This is a genomic window from Terriglobales bacterium (assembly GCA_035487355.1).
Lineage (GTDB): Bacteria > Acidobacteriota > Terriglobia > Terriglobales > Acidobacteriaceae > QIAW01.
In genome coordinates, this window is the sequence record DATHMF010000106.1 from 24,413 (window position 1) to 40,812 (window position 16,400).

The 16,400-nt window shown below is 55.2% G+C and carries 18 protein-coding genes; 6 read left to right on the forward strand and 12 right to left on the reverse strand.

The features are described from left to right. Positions 1-37: 37 nt before the first annotated feature. Entirely contained in the window at positions 38-877 is an 840-nt protein-coding gene (gene panC, locus VK738_19480) for a pantoate--beta-alanine ligase (protein ID HTD24844.1), read from the forward strand. 65 nt (positions 878-942) lie between these two features. Then, positions 943-1,602 (forward strand): PhoU domain-containing protein, encoded by a 660-nt coding sequence (locus VK738_19485; protein ID HTD24845.1) that lies wholly within the window; start codon positions 943-945, stop codon positions 1,600-1,602. A gap of 92 nt (positions 1,603-1,694) precedes the next feature. On the opposite strand, the gene VK738_19490 is transcribed toward VK738_19485, so the two are convergent. From VK738_19490 to VK738_19505, 4 genes are all read right to left on the reverse strand, one after another. Then, positions 1,695-2,129: an SRPBCC domain-containing protein gene (locus tag VK738_19490; protein HTD24846.1), complete on the reverse strand. Its 435-nt coding sequence runs from the start codon at positions 2,127-2,129 to the stop codon at positions 1,695-1,697. Positions 2,130-2,196: 67 nt separating this feature from the next. Then, a complete protein-coding gene (locus VK738_19495) occupies positions 2,197-2,664 on the reverse strand; it encodes an SRPBCC family protein (protein HTD24847.1) in 468 nt (155 codons plus the stop codon). After that, the gene (locus VK738_19500; GenBank protein ID HTD24848.1) at positions 2,654-2,971 is read right to left on the reverse strand and encodes a metalloregulator ArsR/SmtB family transcription factor; all 318 of its coding nucleotides are present in this window, start codon (positions 2,969-2,971) and stop codon (positions 2,654-2,656) included. The genes VK738_19495 and VK738_19500 overlap by 11 nt, the downstream gene beginning before the upstream one ends. 33 nt (positions 2,972-3,004) lie before the next feature. Then, complete coding sequence (locus VK738_19505; protein ID HTD24849.1) at positions 3,005-3,646, reverse strand: DNA-3-methyladenine glycosylase; 642 nt, start codon at positions 3,644-3,646, stop codon at positions 3,005-3,007. A 138-nt stretch (positions 3,647-3,784) separates the two neighbouring features. On the opposite strand from VK738_19505, the gene VK738_19510 reads away from it, so the two are divergent. Both VK738_19510 and dtd read left to right on the forward strand, forming a co-directional pair. Next, on the forward strand, positions 3,785-4,336 hold the full coding sequence (locus VK738_19510) for a hypothetical protein (GenBank protein ID HTD24850.1): 552 nt from the start codon (positions 3,785-3,787) through the stop codon (positions 4,334-4,336). Positions 4,337-4,494: 158 nt separating this feature from the next. Continuing rightward, on the forward strand, positions 4,495-4,944 hold the full coding sequence (gene dtd / locus VK738_19515) for a D-aminoacyl-tRNA deacylase (GenBank protein ID HTD24851.1): 450 nt from the start codon (positions 4,495-4,497) through the stop codon (positions 4,942-4,944). A 78-nt stretch (positions 4,945-5,022) separates the two neighbouring features. Here the strand turns inward: dtd and VK738_19520 are convergent, their stop codons facing one another. The 3 genes from VK738_19520 to VK738_19530 all read right to left on the reverse strand — a co-directional run bounded on the left by VK738_19520 (position 5,023) and on the right by VK738_19530 (position 7,704). Then, positions 5,023-6,546 carry an alpha/beta fold hydrolase gene (locus VK738_19520; protein ID HTD24852.1) on the reverse strand — a complete coding sequence of 508 codons (1,524 nt, stop codon included), beginning with the start codon at positions 6,544-6,546 and terminating at the stop codon, positions 5,023-5,025. 169 nt (positions 6,547-6,715) lie between these two features. Further along, positions 6,716-7,234, reverse strand: a complete 519-nt coding sequence (locus VK738_19525) for an SRPBCC family protein (protein HTD24853.1) — start codon at positions 7,232-7,234, stop codon at positions 6,716-6,718. After that, positions 7,231-7,704, reverse strand: a complete 474-nt coding sequence (locus tag VK738_19530; GenBank protein HTD24854.1) for a MarR family transcriptional regulator — start codon at positions 7,702-7,704, stop codon at positions 7,231-7,233. Before VK738_19530 ends, VK738_19525 begins: the two co-directional genes overlap by 4 nt. 326 nt (positions 7,705-8,030) lie before the next feature. Here VK738_19530 and VK738_19535 point away from each other — a divergent pair, with 326 nt between their 5' ends. Both VK738_19535 and VK738_19540 read left to right on the forward strand, forming a co-directional pair. Next, the gene (locus VK738_19535; GenBank protein HTD24855.1) at positions 8,031-9,671 is read left to right on the forward strand and encodes a GAF domain-containing sensor histidine kinase; all 1,641 of its coding nucleotides are present in this window, start codon (positions 8,031-8,033) and stop codon (positions 9,669-9,671) included. Positions 9,672-9,697: 26 nt separating this feature from the next. After that, a complete protein-coding gene (locus VK738_19540; GenBank protein ID HTD24856.1) occupies positions 9,698-10,363 on the forward strand; it encodes a response regulator transcription factor in 666 nt (221 codons plus the stop codon). Between the two features lie 2 nt (positions 10,364-10,365). On the opposite strand, the gene VK738_19545 is transcribed toward VK738_19540, so the two are convergent. The 5 genes from VK738_19545 to VK738_19565 all read right to left on the reverse strand — a co-directional run bounded on the left by VK738_19545 (position 10,366) and on the right by VK738_19565 (position 16,361). Further along, on the reverse strand, positions 10,366-11,061 hold the full coding sequence (locus VK738_19545; GenBank protein ID HTD24857.1) for a haloacid dehalogenase type II: 696 nt from the start codon (positions 11,059-11,061) through the stop codon (positions 10,366-10,368). A gap of 100 nt (positions 11,062-11,161) precedes the next feature. Further along, positions 11,162-11,824, reverse strand: a complete 663-nt coding sequence (locus tag VK738_19550; protein ID HTD24858.1) for a hypothetical protein — start codon at positions 11,822-11,824, stop codon at positions 11,162-11,164. Positions 11,825-11,974: 150 nt separating this feature from the next. Beyond that, positions 11,975-12,994 carry an OB-fold nucleic acid binding domain-containing protein gene (locus VK738_19555; GenBank protein ID HTD24859.1) on the reverse strand — a complete coding sequence of 340 codons (1,020 nt, stop codon included), beginning with the start codon at positions 12,992-12,994 and terminating at the stop codon, positions 11,975-11,977. 111 nt (positions 12,995-13,105) lie between these two features. Continuing rightward, complete coding sequence (locus tag VK738_19560; GenBank protein HTD24860.1) at positions 13,106-14,218, reverse strand: peptidylprolyl isomerase; 1,113 nt, start codon at positions 14,216-14,218, stop codon at positions 13,106-13,108. Between the two features lie 703 nt (positions 14,219-14,921). Further along, positions 14,922-16,361, reverse strand: a complete 1,440-nt coding sequence (locus tag VK738_19565; protein ID HTD24861.1) for an alkaline phosphatase family protein — start codon at positions 16,359-16,361, stop codon at positions 14,922-14,924. Between the last annotated feature and the right edge of the window lie 39 nt (positions 16,362-16,400).

The following is a 16,400-nucleotide window of genomic DNA, read 5'->3' on the forward strand; positions in this document are numbered from 1 at the left end:
GGGGAGCTGCCGCTCCCGGGTTTTCTTCATTCCCACAATGAAAATCGTCCACTCTATCGAGGAGATGCGCGCCCTCTGCCGTGCTGCCAAAAGCAACGGACAGCGGCTCGGATTTGTGCCCACCATGGGCGCGCTGCACGCGGGACATCTTGCCCTGGTGCGTACCTCGCTGGCACAGTGCAAGACGACGGCGGTTTCCATCTTTGTGAACCCTACTCAGTTCGGCCCCAACGAGGACTTCGCCAAGTATCCACGCACCCTGGAGCGCGATCAGAAGATGCTGGAGGCGGAGGGAGTTTCGCTATTGTTCACCCCGACGGTGGAAGAGATTTATCCCAAAGGCGCCAGCACCTTTGTAACGGTAGAAGGCTTAAGCGAGAGGCTTTGCGGAGGTACGCGCCCCGGCCACTTCCGCGGAGTTGCCACCGTGGTCTCCAAACTGTTCCACATCGTTGAACCCGACGTTGCCTACTTCGGACAAAAAGATGCTGCCCAGGTCGCCATCATCCGCAAGATGGTGCGCGATCTGGCGTTTGCGCTGGAAATTGCGGTCGTGCCCATCGTCCGCGAGCCCGATGGCCTGGCCCTGAGTTCACGCAACGCCTACTTGACTCCCAGCGAACGCAAGCAGGCGTTGGTTTTGTATCGGGCACTCTGCCGTGTGCAGACATTGGCTGACAAAGGCGAGCGCAACTCCCGCAAACTGATAGAAGCGGCCCAGGATATTTTTCGGGAAGAGCCTGGAGTGCGGCTGGACTACGTGGAAATTGTGAATCAAGAAACGCTTGATCCTGTCAGCGATGTTTCTCAAGGTGCGCTGGTGGCAGTGGCGGCGTTTGTGGGGACTACGCGGCTGATTGATAACATTGTGTTGTAAGACCCTGCTATCCTTAGGGTGCTATCTTAAGTTTGACTGCAGGATAGTAAAAACCTCGCTCCTCCATGAACCGCCCAAAGAGCAAGACAAGAAAGCCTCACGAGCTGACTGCGTTGGCAGTCAAGGGCTGCCTCATTGCGAAAGACGCTGCTTACAACATCAGCGACCTGATCACAACCCGGTCAGCGATAGCCGCACTGGCGGTCAAAGACTGCGAAAAAGAGCTGGACCAGATTGAACGGCAGATTGATGAGAGGCTGCCGCAGGCCATCACGCAGGTATCAGAAGATATGGCCCGCGAACTCTTGGCATGTCTTAAGTTCATCACCGACTTGGAACGCATCGGGGATCTTCTCTACTATGTGGCGCAGCGCGTGCAGGTGTTGCAGGGTTTACATAAGAAAGACACGCAGCCCATGGCAGAGATGGCCCTGGTCCTGCAGAAGATGCTGGAAAAGGTGCATGAAGGTTTTATGGCGCGGGACCTGGGGATGGCAAGCGATGTGCTCAGCATGGATAGCAAGCTCGACCAATTGCGGCAATCTCTGTTTCAACGTCATTTGGAACAGCAGCGCAACGGCGCCGATGTCATAAGCATTCTCCTCATCGCGCAGGCATTGGAGCGCGCAGGAGACCACACCAAGAACCTTGCCGAAGAGCTCTTCAACCTGGTGCAGCGTCATAGCCTGCGCCACCAACCCAAGAGACCCCGAAGCCAGAGCTGAAAGTGAACTTTGGCAGAAGCCGTGCCCCTTCAAAATCATTTATGAGATAGCGTCTGGTTCGTTTAACCCTAACGCAATCATCGGAGAGCTCATCAGCCAATGTCAACATCATCCGGATACGGAGTTCCTGTGCCTGTTTCGCACAACGATTTCAGGCCGAGAAGATAAGTTGCCCATTTGGTGCTGCAGAAGTGCATGAATTCCACCTGTTCTTTCCAGCCACGTTGGGCAAAGAGAACGATGGTGAGACCGCCCTCCTGTTTCAAGTCAAAGGTCAGCTCGGTGCCGATCCATTCCTTGGCGCCATTGACACACTGCCATTTGACGCGTTGGCCGGGCGCGAGTTCCACGACCTTCATGTCATTAAATCCTTTGTCGCCGAAGCGAAACTGATTGACAGCCCCCACCGCAGGAGAGGCCTTGGTATTTCTGGTCCACCAGCCAGCCAGGCCTTCCTGCTCTGTGAGCGCCTCATAGACTTTGTCAGGTGACGCCTTAATTCCAACCCGGTGCAAGATATCGGGCATTTTCGATAACTCCTTTCCTTGTCACATAGGGTTTCCCATAATGGAAACTTCTGGCAACAGTCTCCTGTTAGGACTTGCTCCTTCCGCCTGGCGGAATTGCTAGTACTTTCCCGGTCTCGAGCAGGGTCTTCAGGTTCGAGAGAACGCCAGGCCAGCCTCGTGTAATACCAATGAGCATCTCAGAGCCCGGCTCTAACTCATCGTGAGTCACGGTAAGGCGAACGCAGTCAGCAAGCGGCTCAAGCTCGAAGGTAACCCGGGAGTGCTTCGCCTCATTGGCGGCATCGGCGGGGTACGCCCACGTAAGGACTAAGCGACGTGGCGGCTTGCTCTCGACTACCTTGCCCACGATATCAACGCGAGCCGGGTCGTCGTAGTCCTGATGTTTCCACGCCGAACCCACCTTCCAGTCAGAGGCGTTCCGATGATTCCACCAATATTTCTTGGTGACCTCAGCGTCAATTAATGCGTGCCAAAGTTTTTCTGGTGTGGTGGCAATGTAAGTCACGTATACAAATTGCGGTTTATTGCTCATGATCTGCTTCCAATCCTTTCTTGAGGTCGTGCAGCGCACGCAGGCGCTGACGTTCGTATTTTCCAATCCAACGCTCATAGATCTCGTGAATCGGCATGGGATTGAGGTAGTGCAGCTTCTCGCGCCCACGCCAAACGGTGGCGACGAGATTCGCCTTTTCCAGCAGCGCCAGGTGCTTGGTGACCGCTTGGCGGGTCATGTCGAGGTGTTCACACAGCTCCCCCAAGATTTGCCCATTTTTTTCGCGAAGCTGGTCAAGTAACTGTCTGCGGCTGGGGTCAGCGAGCGCTTTGAACACCGCATCCACGGAAGGAATAATATGCAACCAAATGGTTGCATGTCAAGAGGCAGGATTATTTTTTTTCAGCGCAGAAACAAACAGGTTCCCCGCAATGTAGTAGCGCAAAGGAAGACCGGCAGATTTGGTGATGCCAATGCGCGGCGTGATGACTGTTTCTTTCACTTTGTATCCGTCATCGGCGATCCAGAGACCGGAATCGGGCGAGGTCATATCGAGATCGTTGTCGCGCTCGCGGGTGATCTCCAGCGCCTGACATAGACGCGCCGGGCCGCTGCAGAGCAGGTGAGCATCATATGCTGTTCCGGCAGCGGTCATGCCGCGAGTTCTTGCCATGGCAGCCAGGCCGGTGAGTGGCTCCAGTGCGCGGACGAGTAGGCATCCCGCTTGCCCTTCCGGCATGCAGGAAATATTCAGGCAATAATGAAGCCCATAATTCAAATAAACGTAAGCACGTCCGGGCGGACCGAAGATTACAGAAGTTCGCCGGGTAAGACCCGCGGCGGCGTGAGCAGCGCGATCACCCGTTCCCAAATAGGCTTCCAACTCAACAATACGTCCGGCACGCAGTGAGCGCCCTCTTTTCCGCAGGAGCACCTTGCCCAGCAATTGCGGTGCAATTTCTCTAGGGTCGGGTATGTAAAATTGGGCTGGAAGCGCACGCAGCCCCGCTAAGTCCAACATTTTATTGGGATAATTTGGTACATTGCGTGCTGTGTTAGTACTAGGGTTCAACATCTCAAAATTTAAAGTGATAACGCTATCGTTCCGGGTTCTAATAGCAGTTTAACGGAAACGTTTCGATACCGAGAGGAGCATTGTATGAAAGCAACTCGCATTTTACAGGTCTTAATAGTATTGCTGGCGCTCGCCGCCGTAGCCATGGCTGGCACGATTCCCGCAGGGACGTTTGTTACCGTGCGCACTTACAGCACGCTGAAATCGGGGACAAACCACAGCGGCCAGGGCTGGTCAGGCACGCTGGTCAATGACCTGGTCGTAAACGGTAACCAGACCGTGGCCCATGCTGGGGACCCGGTCAAGGGCATTATTTCCTACGCCAAAGACAGCGGACGGCTGCACAACCCAGGTATTTTGAGCCTGCGTCTGACTTCGGTTAACGGCATCTCTGTGAGCAGCAGCACGCGTTCGTTCAAAGGTAAAGGCCACACCACCAGCAACGCCACCAAGATTGGCGGAGGCGCGGGCGCAGGCGCTCTGATTGGCGCTCTGGCGGGCGGCGGTAAGGGCGCTCTTATCGGAGCCGGCGCGGGCGCAGCGGCCGGCACAGGACTCGCCCTGGCCACTGGCAAACAGCAGGTCACAGTGCCGGCGGAAAGTGTGCTCAGCTTCAAAATTATCAGCAGCCACTAGGTCAAGCCTTTAGAAGCAACACAAGTTAGAAACAGAAGTTAGAAGTTAAGACGAGCGGTAACATTAGATTTGTTACCGCTCTTTGTTTTTAAATATTGTTTGCCGCTTTTTTGTTTTACTCTGACCGCTGCATTACATCTTAAAATTGCAAATACTTCATGCGTGCCGTTATCCAACGTGTTAGCCGCGCCAGTGTCAGCGTAGATGGCAAGATTGTGGGCCAGATTGGCCAGGGATTGCTGGTGCTGCTGGGTGTCTCCCGCAGCGACACCGAATCCGGCGCTGATTATTTAGCCGAAAAGATTGCCGGGTTGCGTATTTTTGAGGACTCAGCCGGCAAGATGAACCTTTCACTTGCCGAGATAAAAGGATCGATGCTGCTGGTCTCGCAATTTACTCTCTATGGCGATGTGCGGCGAGGCAAGCGGCCATCTTTCGACGCAGCCGCGCCTCCGGAGCAGGCGCGTAAGCTTTACGAATACATGATCGAGCGCCTGCGCGCTTTGGGCATTTCCTGCCAAACTGGCGTCTTCCAGGCGATGATGCAGGTTGAACTGGTGAACGATGGTCCGGTGACTATTCTGTTGGACTCGGAGAAGGGATTTTAACCCGAGACAAGCGACAATTAACGATCAGGGAACGATCTGGGTCTGTGGATAATGCAACTCTCATCCTTTAGTAAGAAGTCACTTCCCCGCACCTTGCTTGTTCACCCACACGGAGATGATCTGAATGACCTCAGACGGAATGTTCCCCTGGCGGCCATATTCTGCGCCCGTGGAATCTCCTTCGACCGGCAGGAACAGGTGGTTGAGGTTCGGAAACCAGTGGACTTCACTCAACTCCGGGGGCTTGCTCCCGAGTGCCTGCACAGCCAGGTCGTAATCGGTCTTGCGCACCTGGATATCTTTTCCTCCCTGCAGAAGGAGTACCGGAGCCTGCAGCTTCTTCAGGTCGGCAAGCGGGTCGCGGCTGAACAAGTCGCGCCAATAGTGCACAGGTGCGTAGAAAACAATCTCCCCGTCGCCGGCCTCGCCGGAACGCACCCGCTCAAATTGTTTTTTTAACTTGTCCGTTTCGGTGGCGATCTCCTGCTCTGACTGTCCCGCCTGCTTGAGTTGAAAGGTAATCTGCTCCTCGATGATCTGGTCCAGAGGACGCTCCGCAGCAGCCATCATGATGGCGCCGGTGGCCTGTGCCCGCTGGGCGATCGCCGGCGCAAACATCGCCCCCTGGCTGTGGCCAAGCACGAACACCCGCTTTGCGTCGGCCTCGGGCAGCGTGCGTGCAAACTCGAGTGCGGCAACCGCGTCGGCGAGGGTCTCGTCTTCGATGGTCATCGTCTTGAGGTCAAGCTGGCTCTTGAAGGCAAAGGTCCGCTTGTCGTAGCGCAGTGTGGCGATGCCGGCCGCCGCCAGCCCTTGTGCCAAATCACGAAAGGGTTTGTTTGGTCCAATAGTTTCGTCGCGGTCTTGCGGTCCAGAGCCGTGCACCAGGATGACGATCGGCAACTTCTTCCCCGTAGCGTTTGCCGGCAGGCAAAGCGTTGCCGGGAACTTCAGCGAGCCGCTGGGAAACTCCAGCGTACGCTCGACGAATGCAGCGTCTTTTTTGGGCTCAGCCTTGGGTGCGAGAGCGAACCCCTCACGCACCAGTTCAACATTCTGCAATGGGACACTGACTCGCATGAGCCGGTTCGTCCCTGCTTCGGCCCACAACTCCTCCAGCACACCGGGAAGCTCGATCGTGTACTTCTTTACAACGATGGGCTTGCCCGTAAGCGTGCCCTGTTCTTCGCCTTCCATCGCAACCTTGCCGGAAGCTGTTTTAAGCACCTGCGGCACCAGGAACGTCCAGGGAGAGTTGCCAGGCGGTTTGCCGCCTATGCTGTTCAGCACCATCTGGAAGTGCGCGGTGATCAGGTTGTCGAGAACAATCACGTTCGGGTCAAATGGCACGGTGCCGGTTCTCTCCTGTCCGCCAGCGCTGGCCTTCATCTGGATCGTCTGCCCATCGCGCCAGGCCTCAACCGACTGCACTCCAGTTGCCCTGCTGACGTCCAGGCGATAGCGCAGCAGGCTCAAATCGGGCGCCAGTGTCTGCTCCTCGGTGAAGTCCATCGGCTGTCCACCCGCCTCGAGCTGTGACTTGCCCGTCAGGCGAACGCCTTCAGCGCTCTTGGTGATTGTGTATTCCTCTGTGCCGGTCAATCTGGATCCCACATGGATAAGGAATTTGTTTGTCTCGTTTGTTTCCTGGGCAGAAAGAGCCAGAAGAAATATGAAAAGAAATGAGAACAATAGGACGGTGGAGAAAACGACTGTCTTGCGCATAGGGCGTCCGAAAAGTATAACAAGCCTGCGGCAAAGCCCGGACTGCCTACTGCTTGAACTGCGGTTCTTCCCTGAACTTGCGCGCCAAGTCAGTGAGGTAGGTTTCGATTGTGCCTGCCTGGTTCATAAAACGCGAGACCAGCCGGAATACAGGGTTGTAGACCTCGCCGCGCTCGGTAATTGTTATCGTGCAACCGCCTTCGGCGGGCGTGATTTCGTAAGTCCAGGCGCCGCCAAAGGGAAGCGTAGGGTCGGCGATACGTGCGACCAGCCGCTTTGGCGGCTGCAATTCCACCATTTCCAGCGGCAGCGATTGACCATCTTTGTAAGTCTCGCGCCAGACGGCATGTCCGTTCTGATCAGCCAGCCGCTCCACCTTGACCACGTTGGGACGCCACGCCGGCATGGCTTGAGAGTCCGTGATTGCCGCCCACACAGCTTCCGGCGATTGCTTCAAACGAAGTGTGCGCGCCACGGTGTGCCCTTTGGGAAGCAGTGACCCGATCACCCAAACGGCCAGGACCAGCGCAACCAGCGAGATTACTACGATGAGAACCCATTTCATGAGCCACTTCCTTCAGGCTTGATTTGTTTCGAATGGATTTGCTGCACAGCCGCAGACGCCAGCAGTTCCAATCCCCGCAGCCCCGCTTCGCGGTCCTCGGCAGGCAAACGCGCCAGCAGGTCATGCACGCGTTCGGGATCCAGCACCTTTTCCATGGTCTTGATGCGCAGCCCGGCGGGTGTAAGCCGCAGGCAGACGCGCCTGGCGTCCCCCGGATCCTTTTCGCGCACGACGTGGCCGCTGCGAACCAGGCGGTCCACGGTCAGTGACATGGTTGAAGCCGTTACCCCCATGTGTTTGGCCAGCGTCATCAGGCTAGTTGGCTCCTTATCGTCGAGGTGATCGAGGATGCTCGCCTGATGCGCGCTCAGTTCTTTGCGAGTTTCAGGGTCGCGTACGTGGCGCACGTGACAGGCGAAAAAAATCTTCGGATAGGACTCGAGAAGCCGCCGAACTGCCTGATCTTTCACTGGAGGGAGATCATAACCAAATTACTTTGATTGGTCAAATCAAATTATTATCAATTAACCCCACATTTTTAGCCACCGGCGTTCTTGCCGCTCTCTGTGGAAATCTTTGAGGATTGCCGGCGAAAAATCTGATTCCCCTTTTCTTCGACCGGGGGTTTCCCCTATGAGAAAAAAGTAAACACTACTGCCGATTCAGTGACAATCCTGTGAAAAAATGGTTAAAATACTGTAGATTCTGGTATTTTTGAGATAACCAGAAAGTAATCTGCAAATTTTATTTTGTCTCTTCCGTGAGACCTCCCTCTGGCCGTAGGAGTTTTTTGGCAGTGTCCGCAGTATTGCCGTTGAAAGAAAGCTCGCGTGAGCTGATCGTGGAAGTAGCTCGTGCTCTAGATCCCTATTTTCCCGATATCACAGCAGCGTGGCGTGAAAAAATTACCGAAGAATTTCACTTTGAAGCGCGCGCCGTTGCCGCGCTGGAGCGCATTAAGATCGCAACCGCGTGTTCTTACCTCTGTCATGGAGATCTGCAGGGCTTCATTGAAAACCTGGTTTACACCGGCACGCGACTGGCCAAGCTCAAAGTGGATACACGCCTGGTAGCTTTCTCGCTCGATATTTATCAATCAAGATGCGAGCCCTATTTGGGAAGTTTGTTTGGCGAGCGCCGCGCCGAAGCCATTGCCGCGCTGGAGACGTTGAACTCGGCGACCTTCGTCACCGTATGCGGCGCATACTTTGACACCAAAACCAACGAATCCAGCGCGCTGCTTTCCATTCTCGATGCCGAGCTGGCAGCTCCAACCGTCACGGTTTTGCTGGAGCGCGTTTTGCGCATTTCCACCACGATATTTAAAGCACGCATGGGGGTGGTTCTGCTGCGCGAAATTGATTCTGACCTGTTGCGTGTGAAGGCTTCTGCCGGACTCGATGAAGAAGGCGAATTCCAGGAGGACTTCGCGGTCCAGACCGGCCAGGGATTTTCAGGCGCTATCGCCCAGAGCGGCGAGCCTGCACTTTCACTCGACGCCGGTCATGATGATCCCAGTTTGAATCCTGCCTGGCGCCGCAAAGCGAAAACTTTATGGGGCATGCCGCTCAAGAAAACCGATAGCACTGTGATCGGAGTCCTGCTGCTCGGCTTTGATCGTCCTTATGAATGGCTGCCTACGGAGCGCGAACTGATGCGCGCCATCGCCGACCGCTCCGCTCTGGCCATTGACCGCGCCCACATTGCCGAGACTCTGCGTGAACGCGAGGCCCGCATCGCTGAACTCAGTGGACACCTGCTGCGCGCGCAGGAAGAAGAACGCCAGCGCATCAGCCGCGAGTTGCACGACGAAACCGGGCAGGCGCTGATGGTGATCCGGCTCTACCTGGGCATGCTGGAGCAGACCGTGCCGCAGCGCACACCGCGCGCAAGAATCCGCGAGACCGTAGCCGTCGTGGACCGCACCATTGAGGGCATCCGCCGTATTATCGGCAGGCTCTCACCCCTCGTTCTGCAAGAGCTGGGGTTGGTGGCTGCGATTCGTAAAGAGGCGAAAGACCTCCTCAAAAATGCCGGGGTGCGAGTGCGGGTCAATGTGGCCGAGAATGTGGGCCGTCTGGATGCGGAGACCGAAATCGCCCTATACCGCATCGTGCAGGAGGCCCTGCATAATGTGGCCAAGCACGCCCAGGCGCACTCGGTGAATATCCAGTTGTCGCGCGAAGAGGAGACGGTGAAGCTCACGGTCGAAGACGACGGCGTGGGTATGCCGGCAAAATCCAATAATTCGCGAGGCCACTCTTTTGGCCTGGCTGGAATCAAAGAAAGAGTGAAGTCCATGAAGGGAGTGGTGCGCGTGCAATCAGCCAAGGGCAAAGGGACGCGGCTCGAGGTCAGCGTGCCATCGTTCGCGGCGACGGCGGTTGAAGCCACAGCCACCGTAGCAGTAACTCCCCTGGGTTCGCGCGTCCATTAGTTTGCAGTTAAGGTAGATTTTGAAAAATGCCAAAGATCAGATGCTTGCTTGTTGATGACCATACGCTGTTTCGCCACGGCGTGCGCCGCCTGCTGGAGAGCGAATCGGATTTTGAAGTTGTGGGCGAGTCGCCCAACGCCGGTGATGCTGTGGAGAAGGCCCGCGAACTGCGGCCCGACATCGTGCTGATGGATATCGGCATGACCGGGCTCTCTTCCTTTGAAGCCACGCGGCACATCAAGAAGAACCGGCCCGAAACCAAAGTTCTGTTCCTTACCATGTACGAAGATGAAGACTACCTGGTGCAATGCCTCGAAGTAGGGGCCTCGGGCTACGCCCTCAAAGACACACCTGCGCCGCAACTGGTGAGCGCCGTGCGTGACGTATACAAAGGCGGCAAGTATTTAAGTTCGCAGGTGCTGGGCAAGCTGGTGGAAGATTTTCGCTCCCGCGTGCGCGACCAGAAGATGCGTCCGCGCATGTCCACGTTGACCGCCCGCGAACGCGAAATTCTGAAGCTGCTGGCCGAAGGCAATTCGGTCAAGGAAATTGCCGTGCTGCTGGGGTTGAGCGTGAAGACCGTAGAAGCCCACAAGTTTAACCTCATGCGCAAGCTCGATATTCACAATAAAGCCCAGCTTGTGACCTACGCGATCCAGAAAAAAATTATCAAGATCCCCGTTAATCAGTAGCCCTAGGCTTTGAACGCAAGCTCGGCCAGCGTTTTCAAATCGGGAACCTGCAAATCAGGCATGGCACTGGCAGTCTTGGTTGCGCCCGGGCCTCGCTTGCCCACACGGCGGTTGACCCAGACGTTGGCCCATCCCAACTCCTGGGTGGGAATAATATCGTGGTACAAGCTCTGGGCCACATGCAGTATCTTTTCTTTAGGCAGACCGATTCTCTGCACCGCAGTTTCAAAATTTTTGTGGGAAGGTTTATAGCTCTTCACTTGTTGCGCGGTAATGACCCAGTCAAAAGGGACTTGTAACTTCGCGGCCGTTTGAGCAAAAAGATCATCGTCAGTATTCGAGATAACCGCTAGCTTGTATTTCTGCTTCAACCGGGCGAGCGCGGCGACTGTGTCCGCGAAGGGCGGCCAATTGGGCAGCGACTCCGGAAGGCTGTTGATCTGCTCCAGCGATGGACGAAAGTTCAGCCGGTCTCCTAAAGCTACAACCACTCCCTGCAAAACTTCGCGATACCGCCTGTAGCTGCGCCTTTCCTCGGCTACTTCAAATTCGCCGTAGAGCTCGAGCAGCTCTCCATCGCTGAGAGAGATATCATGCGCCTCCAGGACTGGCTGAAGAGCGGCCAGAATGCCGCTCTCCCAATCAATCATGGTTCCGTAGCAGTCAAAGGTCAGGCACTCAAAAGAATTCAGGTTCATAGCGGTTCTGCAACGCGTCTCATACTACAACAAAAAAGCCCGGGAACCGTCCCGGGCTTCTTGCAGCAGAAATTTTGCAAACTACATTTTCACATCTTCACTACATTTTCACATCAAGGGCTTTTAGCAAACGGAAGGTCACGGCTTGCTCGGCCCCCAGCACGATATCTTTGTTGCCGGTAAAAGCTGCGCCTGCTGTGCCCGCGGCAGCTCCGGCGCCGGCCCCAATGAGCGCGCCTTTGCCCCCGCCCGCCAGACCGCCAATCAGCGCGCCCAGCCCGGCGCCGCCGCCAATCACAACGGCCGTGCGTTTTCCCTTGCCCTTCATATAACGCGTGTCTGCGCTGGTCTCAACGTCGTAGTTGGTGTTGCGAATGGTGACCGAGTTCAGCACAATTTTGAGGAGGGCAGCGCCCTTAAAGCGTCCGCGCGCCTTGGCATCGACGACGGTACCGGTCGCGGTCGAGCCCTCGGGAATCACGACTTTGTCGCCTACCGAAACCGGCTGGGCCACAGTAGCGGTGAAAGTATCGCCGGCATGATTGGCTTTGCTGCTGATTGCCGAGTCAAGCCGTACGACAATCGAAGTGCCTTCGGGAACAGTCACGGTCGTGGAGCGGCTGAATAAGCCGCCGCTGCTACTGGAACTCTTGCTGCTGGTATCGGTGTTGCTGGTGGAATCTTCTGAGGGGGGCTTACCACAACCCACAATGATGGCCAGCACCGCCATCAGCAGCAGAAGAGCCGCATATCGCAGACGCATAGAAAATCCTCCTGTATGAAGGCGTTGTATCAAAATTAAAGCTTTGAGGCAATGCCCGAGAAGCAGATGTCAGTTGCCGGTTACCAGTTGCCAGTACAAAATGGATTTTATCGCAGATTTCACCTTCTTCGATTGCAATGAAACTGCCCACTAAACTTTTTCGGTAGCGGCTGCGGCGACCGGCTTGGGTGCTGTCTTTTGCAGGATTTTCTGTGAGTTGAGCAGCGGCCGCTGCAGGGAGCCGTTGTATCCCGTCCATTCGCTCTCCGGTTCGCGCTCAAAGTGCGCGCGCATGGATTCCATTTTGGAATCCAGATCATCCAGGTAATGCAGCATGAGCGCCTCGGGAAACATGGGCAGCTTGGGTGAACCGAACTCGTATTGCCCATGATGGCTGATGATCAGGTGCTCGAGCAAAGTCTTGAGTTCTTCGGGAAATGGCGATGACATCTGCTGGCCCACGATGGCGATTTTTGCGTGCAGCATCTCAAGCTCGATAATCATGTGCCCCAGCAACTGCCCGCGCGTGGTGTAGGCGAAAGAGCGGCCGTAGGAAATCTCGTGAATCTTGCCGATGTCGTGCAGAAACGCCCCCGTCAACAGCAGGTCGCGGTCAACGTTTGGATAGTTGCGAACCGCCAAGTCGCATACCGTAAACAGTGAGACCACGTGGTCGAGCAGCCCGCCGATAAAAGCATGATGCAGCGTTTTTGCCGCGGGTGCGTTTTTGTAAGCGGTTGCAATTTCCGCATCACCCATGAAAGCTTCGAGCAGCGCCTTCAAGAGCGGATTGCTCATGCTGGCGACAAATGCGCCCAGCGTGCGCCATAACTCTTCGACATCCTTGGTGGTTTTAGGGAGGTAATCGGTGAAGTCAATCTCCGACTCTTCCATGCGACGCAGCTTGTGAATGGTGAGCTGCCAGCGGTTGTTGTATTTGTTGAGTAGGCCTTTGACTTTAACGACATTGTCCTGATCGAAGGCATTGATCATGTCGGCGACGTTGTCCCAGGCCTTGGCTTCAAGCGATCCGCTGCGGTCAGCCAGCGAGAGCGCAAGGTAAGGCTCTCCGTTTTTCTTGGCCTTGACCTGTTTGGCAGTGACGATGAACGAAGACGTAATGTTCTGGTTCTCGTGGGCAGCGCAATCGCGAATGTAAAAATCTTTCATACGAAAACACACAAAAGGGTGATTGGAAGGAACTGTGGATGAGGGTATCACGAAAAGCAGCTCCCGGTTCCGGGTTACCCGTAACCGGAAGAGCTGCTTAGCGTTCAGTTCTTAGAAGATCCCCATTTTTTTCTTCTTCTTCGGCGCCTTTGCCGTCTCGGCAACAGGGGCGGTATAGATGGGCTTGGTTTGGTTAGGGCTGGCGCCCGAATCCACATAGCCTTGCTTGATATCAATGTAAGCCTCTTCACGCAGCTTGGTCAGATAGGCGCGCAAAGCGGGCTGGATTTTTTGCAGGTAAAGTGTCTCCTGAATATCCGGCGCCGCATCCTTGAGAGGCACCACGCCAGCCTGGGTATGCTCGGTGACTTTCAGGATGATGAAGCCCTGCTTGGTACGGATGACGTCAGTCATATCTCCGGCATTCATGGCGAAGGTCTTGTTCTCGAGCTCCGGCGCCAGCATGCCGCGCTTGAAGTAGCCCAGGTCACCGCCCTGGGCGGCAGTGGGACCGTTAGAAGATTTCTGTGCCACCTCATCAAACTTTGCTCCACCCTTGATTTGGGCCAGCAGGTCGTTGGCTTTTTGTTCGGCAGCGGTCAACTGGTCGGGGGTAGGAGGAATTTCCTCCTGCTTCTTTGTATCGTCGGCGCTCACATGGGGTGTGGGGGCAACCAGGATCTCGCTCAGGCGGACCTGCTCGGGTTGATCAAAGTCTTTCTGATGGTCGGTGTAGAACTGCTTGATTTCGGTCTCGGTGATCTGGACCCTGGAACCGACCTCGTGGCCAATCACCTGTTGGGTAACGATCTGGTTGCGCATGTTCTGCTTGAAATCTTCCCAATCCACGCCTTGCTGCTCAGCGGCCTTCTGCAGGTCTTCAATCGTTTCCAGGTGCATCTGCTTGCGCATTTCATCCAGGCGCTTGATCACATCGGTATCGGCGGTAATCCCCAGGTCTTTCCCTTTTTGCACCAGAAGGGCCTGATCAATCAGGTCGCGCAAGACGTCTTTCTCCTTCGCGGCCAGCATCTGCTCGGCCTGCGCCCCATACTTGTCTTTGAATTCATTCTGGACCTGGGTATGGCTGCGCTGGAATTCAGAGCGGGTGATGATTTCGTCGTTAACGCGGGCAACAACCTCCTGAATCACCGTATCGGCAATCAGCGGCACGGCGGCCAGTAAGGTGACAATAGAAGCAAATGCGAGAAAACGTAGTTTCATGAAAGACCCAATCATTTAGCCTGAATTTAGGCAGATATGGTTTTGGATATTGTACCGCTAAAGAGCAGTTTCCAGTTCTCAGTTGCCAGTTCGAGTGGATGGATAGATAAATCCTCTCAAAGGCGGGCCGAAAAGACACCCCATAAAAACGCGCCCCTTGCTCGCCGAACAAGTAGTACCCTCCCCCCATTACTCGGAGTAGTTCATACCATGATAAGTCTATACGATTCAATTACATACGGACGAGGCGGAGTAGTGTGTCTGATATGTACTTTGCCTTAACTCCCGGTATCCCCGATCCCTCTCAGCGCCTTTTCCAGGCACAAGAACTGGTGAAACCGAGAACTGGCACTGGGGACTGTTGTTGCGAATCTTCAAAGACCCAGAGGCCAAAGCCCCGGGCATTCTTGAATGCCAGGACTAATGATGCCCTAGAAGCCTCGGGAGTTGAAGGGTTTGATACCACCCTGGTGCCAGGGTCAGAGTGTGATCGGGTCATTGAGTCATTAAATACATTGGGTGATTCAGGTTCTTGAAGAAGAACGGTATGAAATAATCAAGGCTGAAACCGTCGACGGCATAGAAACACTCACTAGTTCATTTTTCGGGAAGTGGCGGGATTGATGGAATACCTGTGATTTGAATCGAAAAAAGACGTAGAGACGTAGCAAGCTACGTCTCTACGTGTGAACATCGTTTCCGGCTAATCGTTATCAGGCGGCTCAGGCGGTCTCTTATCATTCAGGAAGAAACTGGGCCCCAAGGGCGCCGCGATCTTATTAAAAGGCCGCGGCGTCTGGCTGAAGTTAAAAAAGCCCGAAAGATCGCCGTTGGCGCGTGAGTCGGCAAAACCCAGCGCGCCTTCGCGGATGTTGAAGACCCCCTGGATAAATTTCAGAATGCTGCCGAAGTCGTGCGGGTTAACGTTATTGATGTACCCTTTCGGTGTATAGGTTGAGACCACGATCAACGGCACGCGGAAACCGTACTGGTAATCGCCCGGATTGCCCGCCAGGATCTGAGGTTTTTGATGGTCATACCATCCGCCCCAGTCGTCCCAGGAAATCACAATGGCTGTATCGGACCAATAACCTTTTCCCTGTTCGCATGTGGTATCAGTCCCAATGGCATTGACGATAGAAGCCACCCACGAAGGGCCTCCGACCGTGTTGGGGCTTCCGGGATGATCGGAATTCTGTCCGATGGGGATGACCCAGCTCACCTGGGGAAGCTTGCAGCCGGTGATGTCGCTTAGAACATGGGCTGGTGTGAGGTCTACGTTCTTGATCCAATCTGGACCCGTACAAGTTCCTCCCGTAGGCATATTGGGTTGGCAGATGTGATTGATTGCATCGGGGGCCGTCCAAATGGAGCCTGCTCCGGGGGCGTAGTATTTCCAGGAGACTCCGGCTGTATCCAGCAGGTCTGCCATGGTCTGGTGCTCGAAACATGGATAGATTTTCTGGTTCTCGCCGCTGGGCGTGATCAGTTCGACGGTTGTGCCGGCGAGTGCTATGCATCCTGCCGGCCCTTTTGTTCCGCTCATGTTCTCTGAAGCATAGATACCGGCGGGGTCATCGGAGGCCTTCGGAGCAGAGGTCCCGCCGAAGAGAAATTGATGGGCGGGGAAGCTGGGTCCCTGGTTGGTTTGGAACATATAGTTCGCCCAACCGTATTGGGTGGCCAACTCCAGGTAAGGATTCAAAATGCCGGTCGAGTTATCAACAAACTTAAACTGCGGCTTGGCGGGGCAGGTGCCGGAGCAGGGAATATCGCCGGCGCCATCCATCTTGCCACCGTCGTACATTTTAATGAAGGCAGTGTGGGCGTGGCTGAGATCATAAGTATTTCCCAGCGCAACCGGCCCCGGCTGCGTCACACCGGTAGTTGAATGCTTGTCGAGCCAGTTGCTCGTCTCGATGTTGTATTGGGTTGCGCTTGGGGTTGTGTTGCATGAGCTGGCTGTACCAAAAGGTGGGCTGCACAAACCCTGAAAAAGATTGTCGGGCGTGCGATTCTCCTGGAATATCACGACCACGTGCTTAATCGGATTGGGGAACTGAATACTCTGGGCCTGCGCAAGCATGGTTCCAAGCCAGGTGAGTACGAGTAAGAGAAATAAACCCTGGGGGGTGCGTTTCATTTTTTCCTCCGTGGAATGTTTGTTAAACAGAGATGAAAA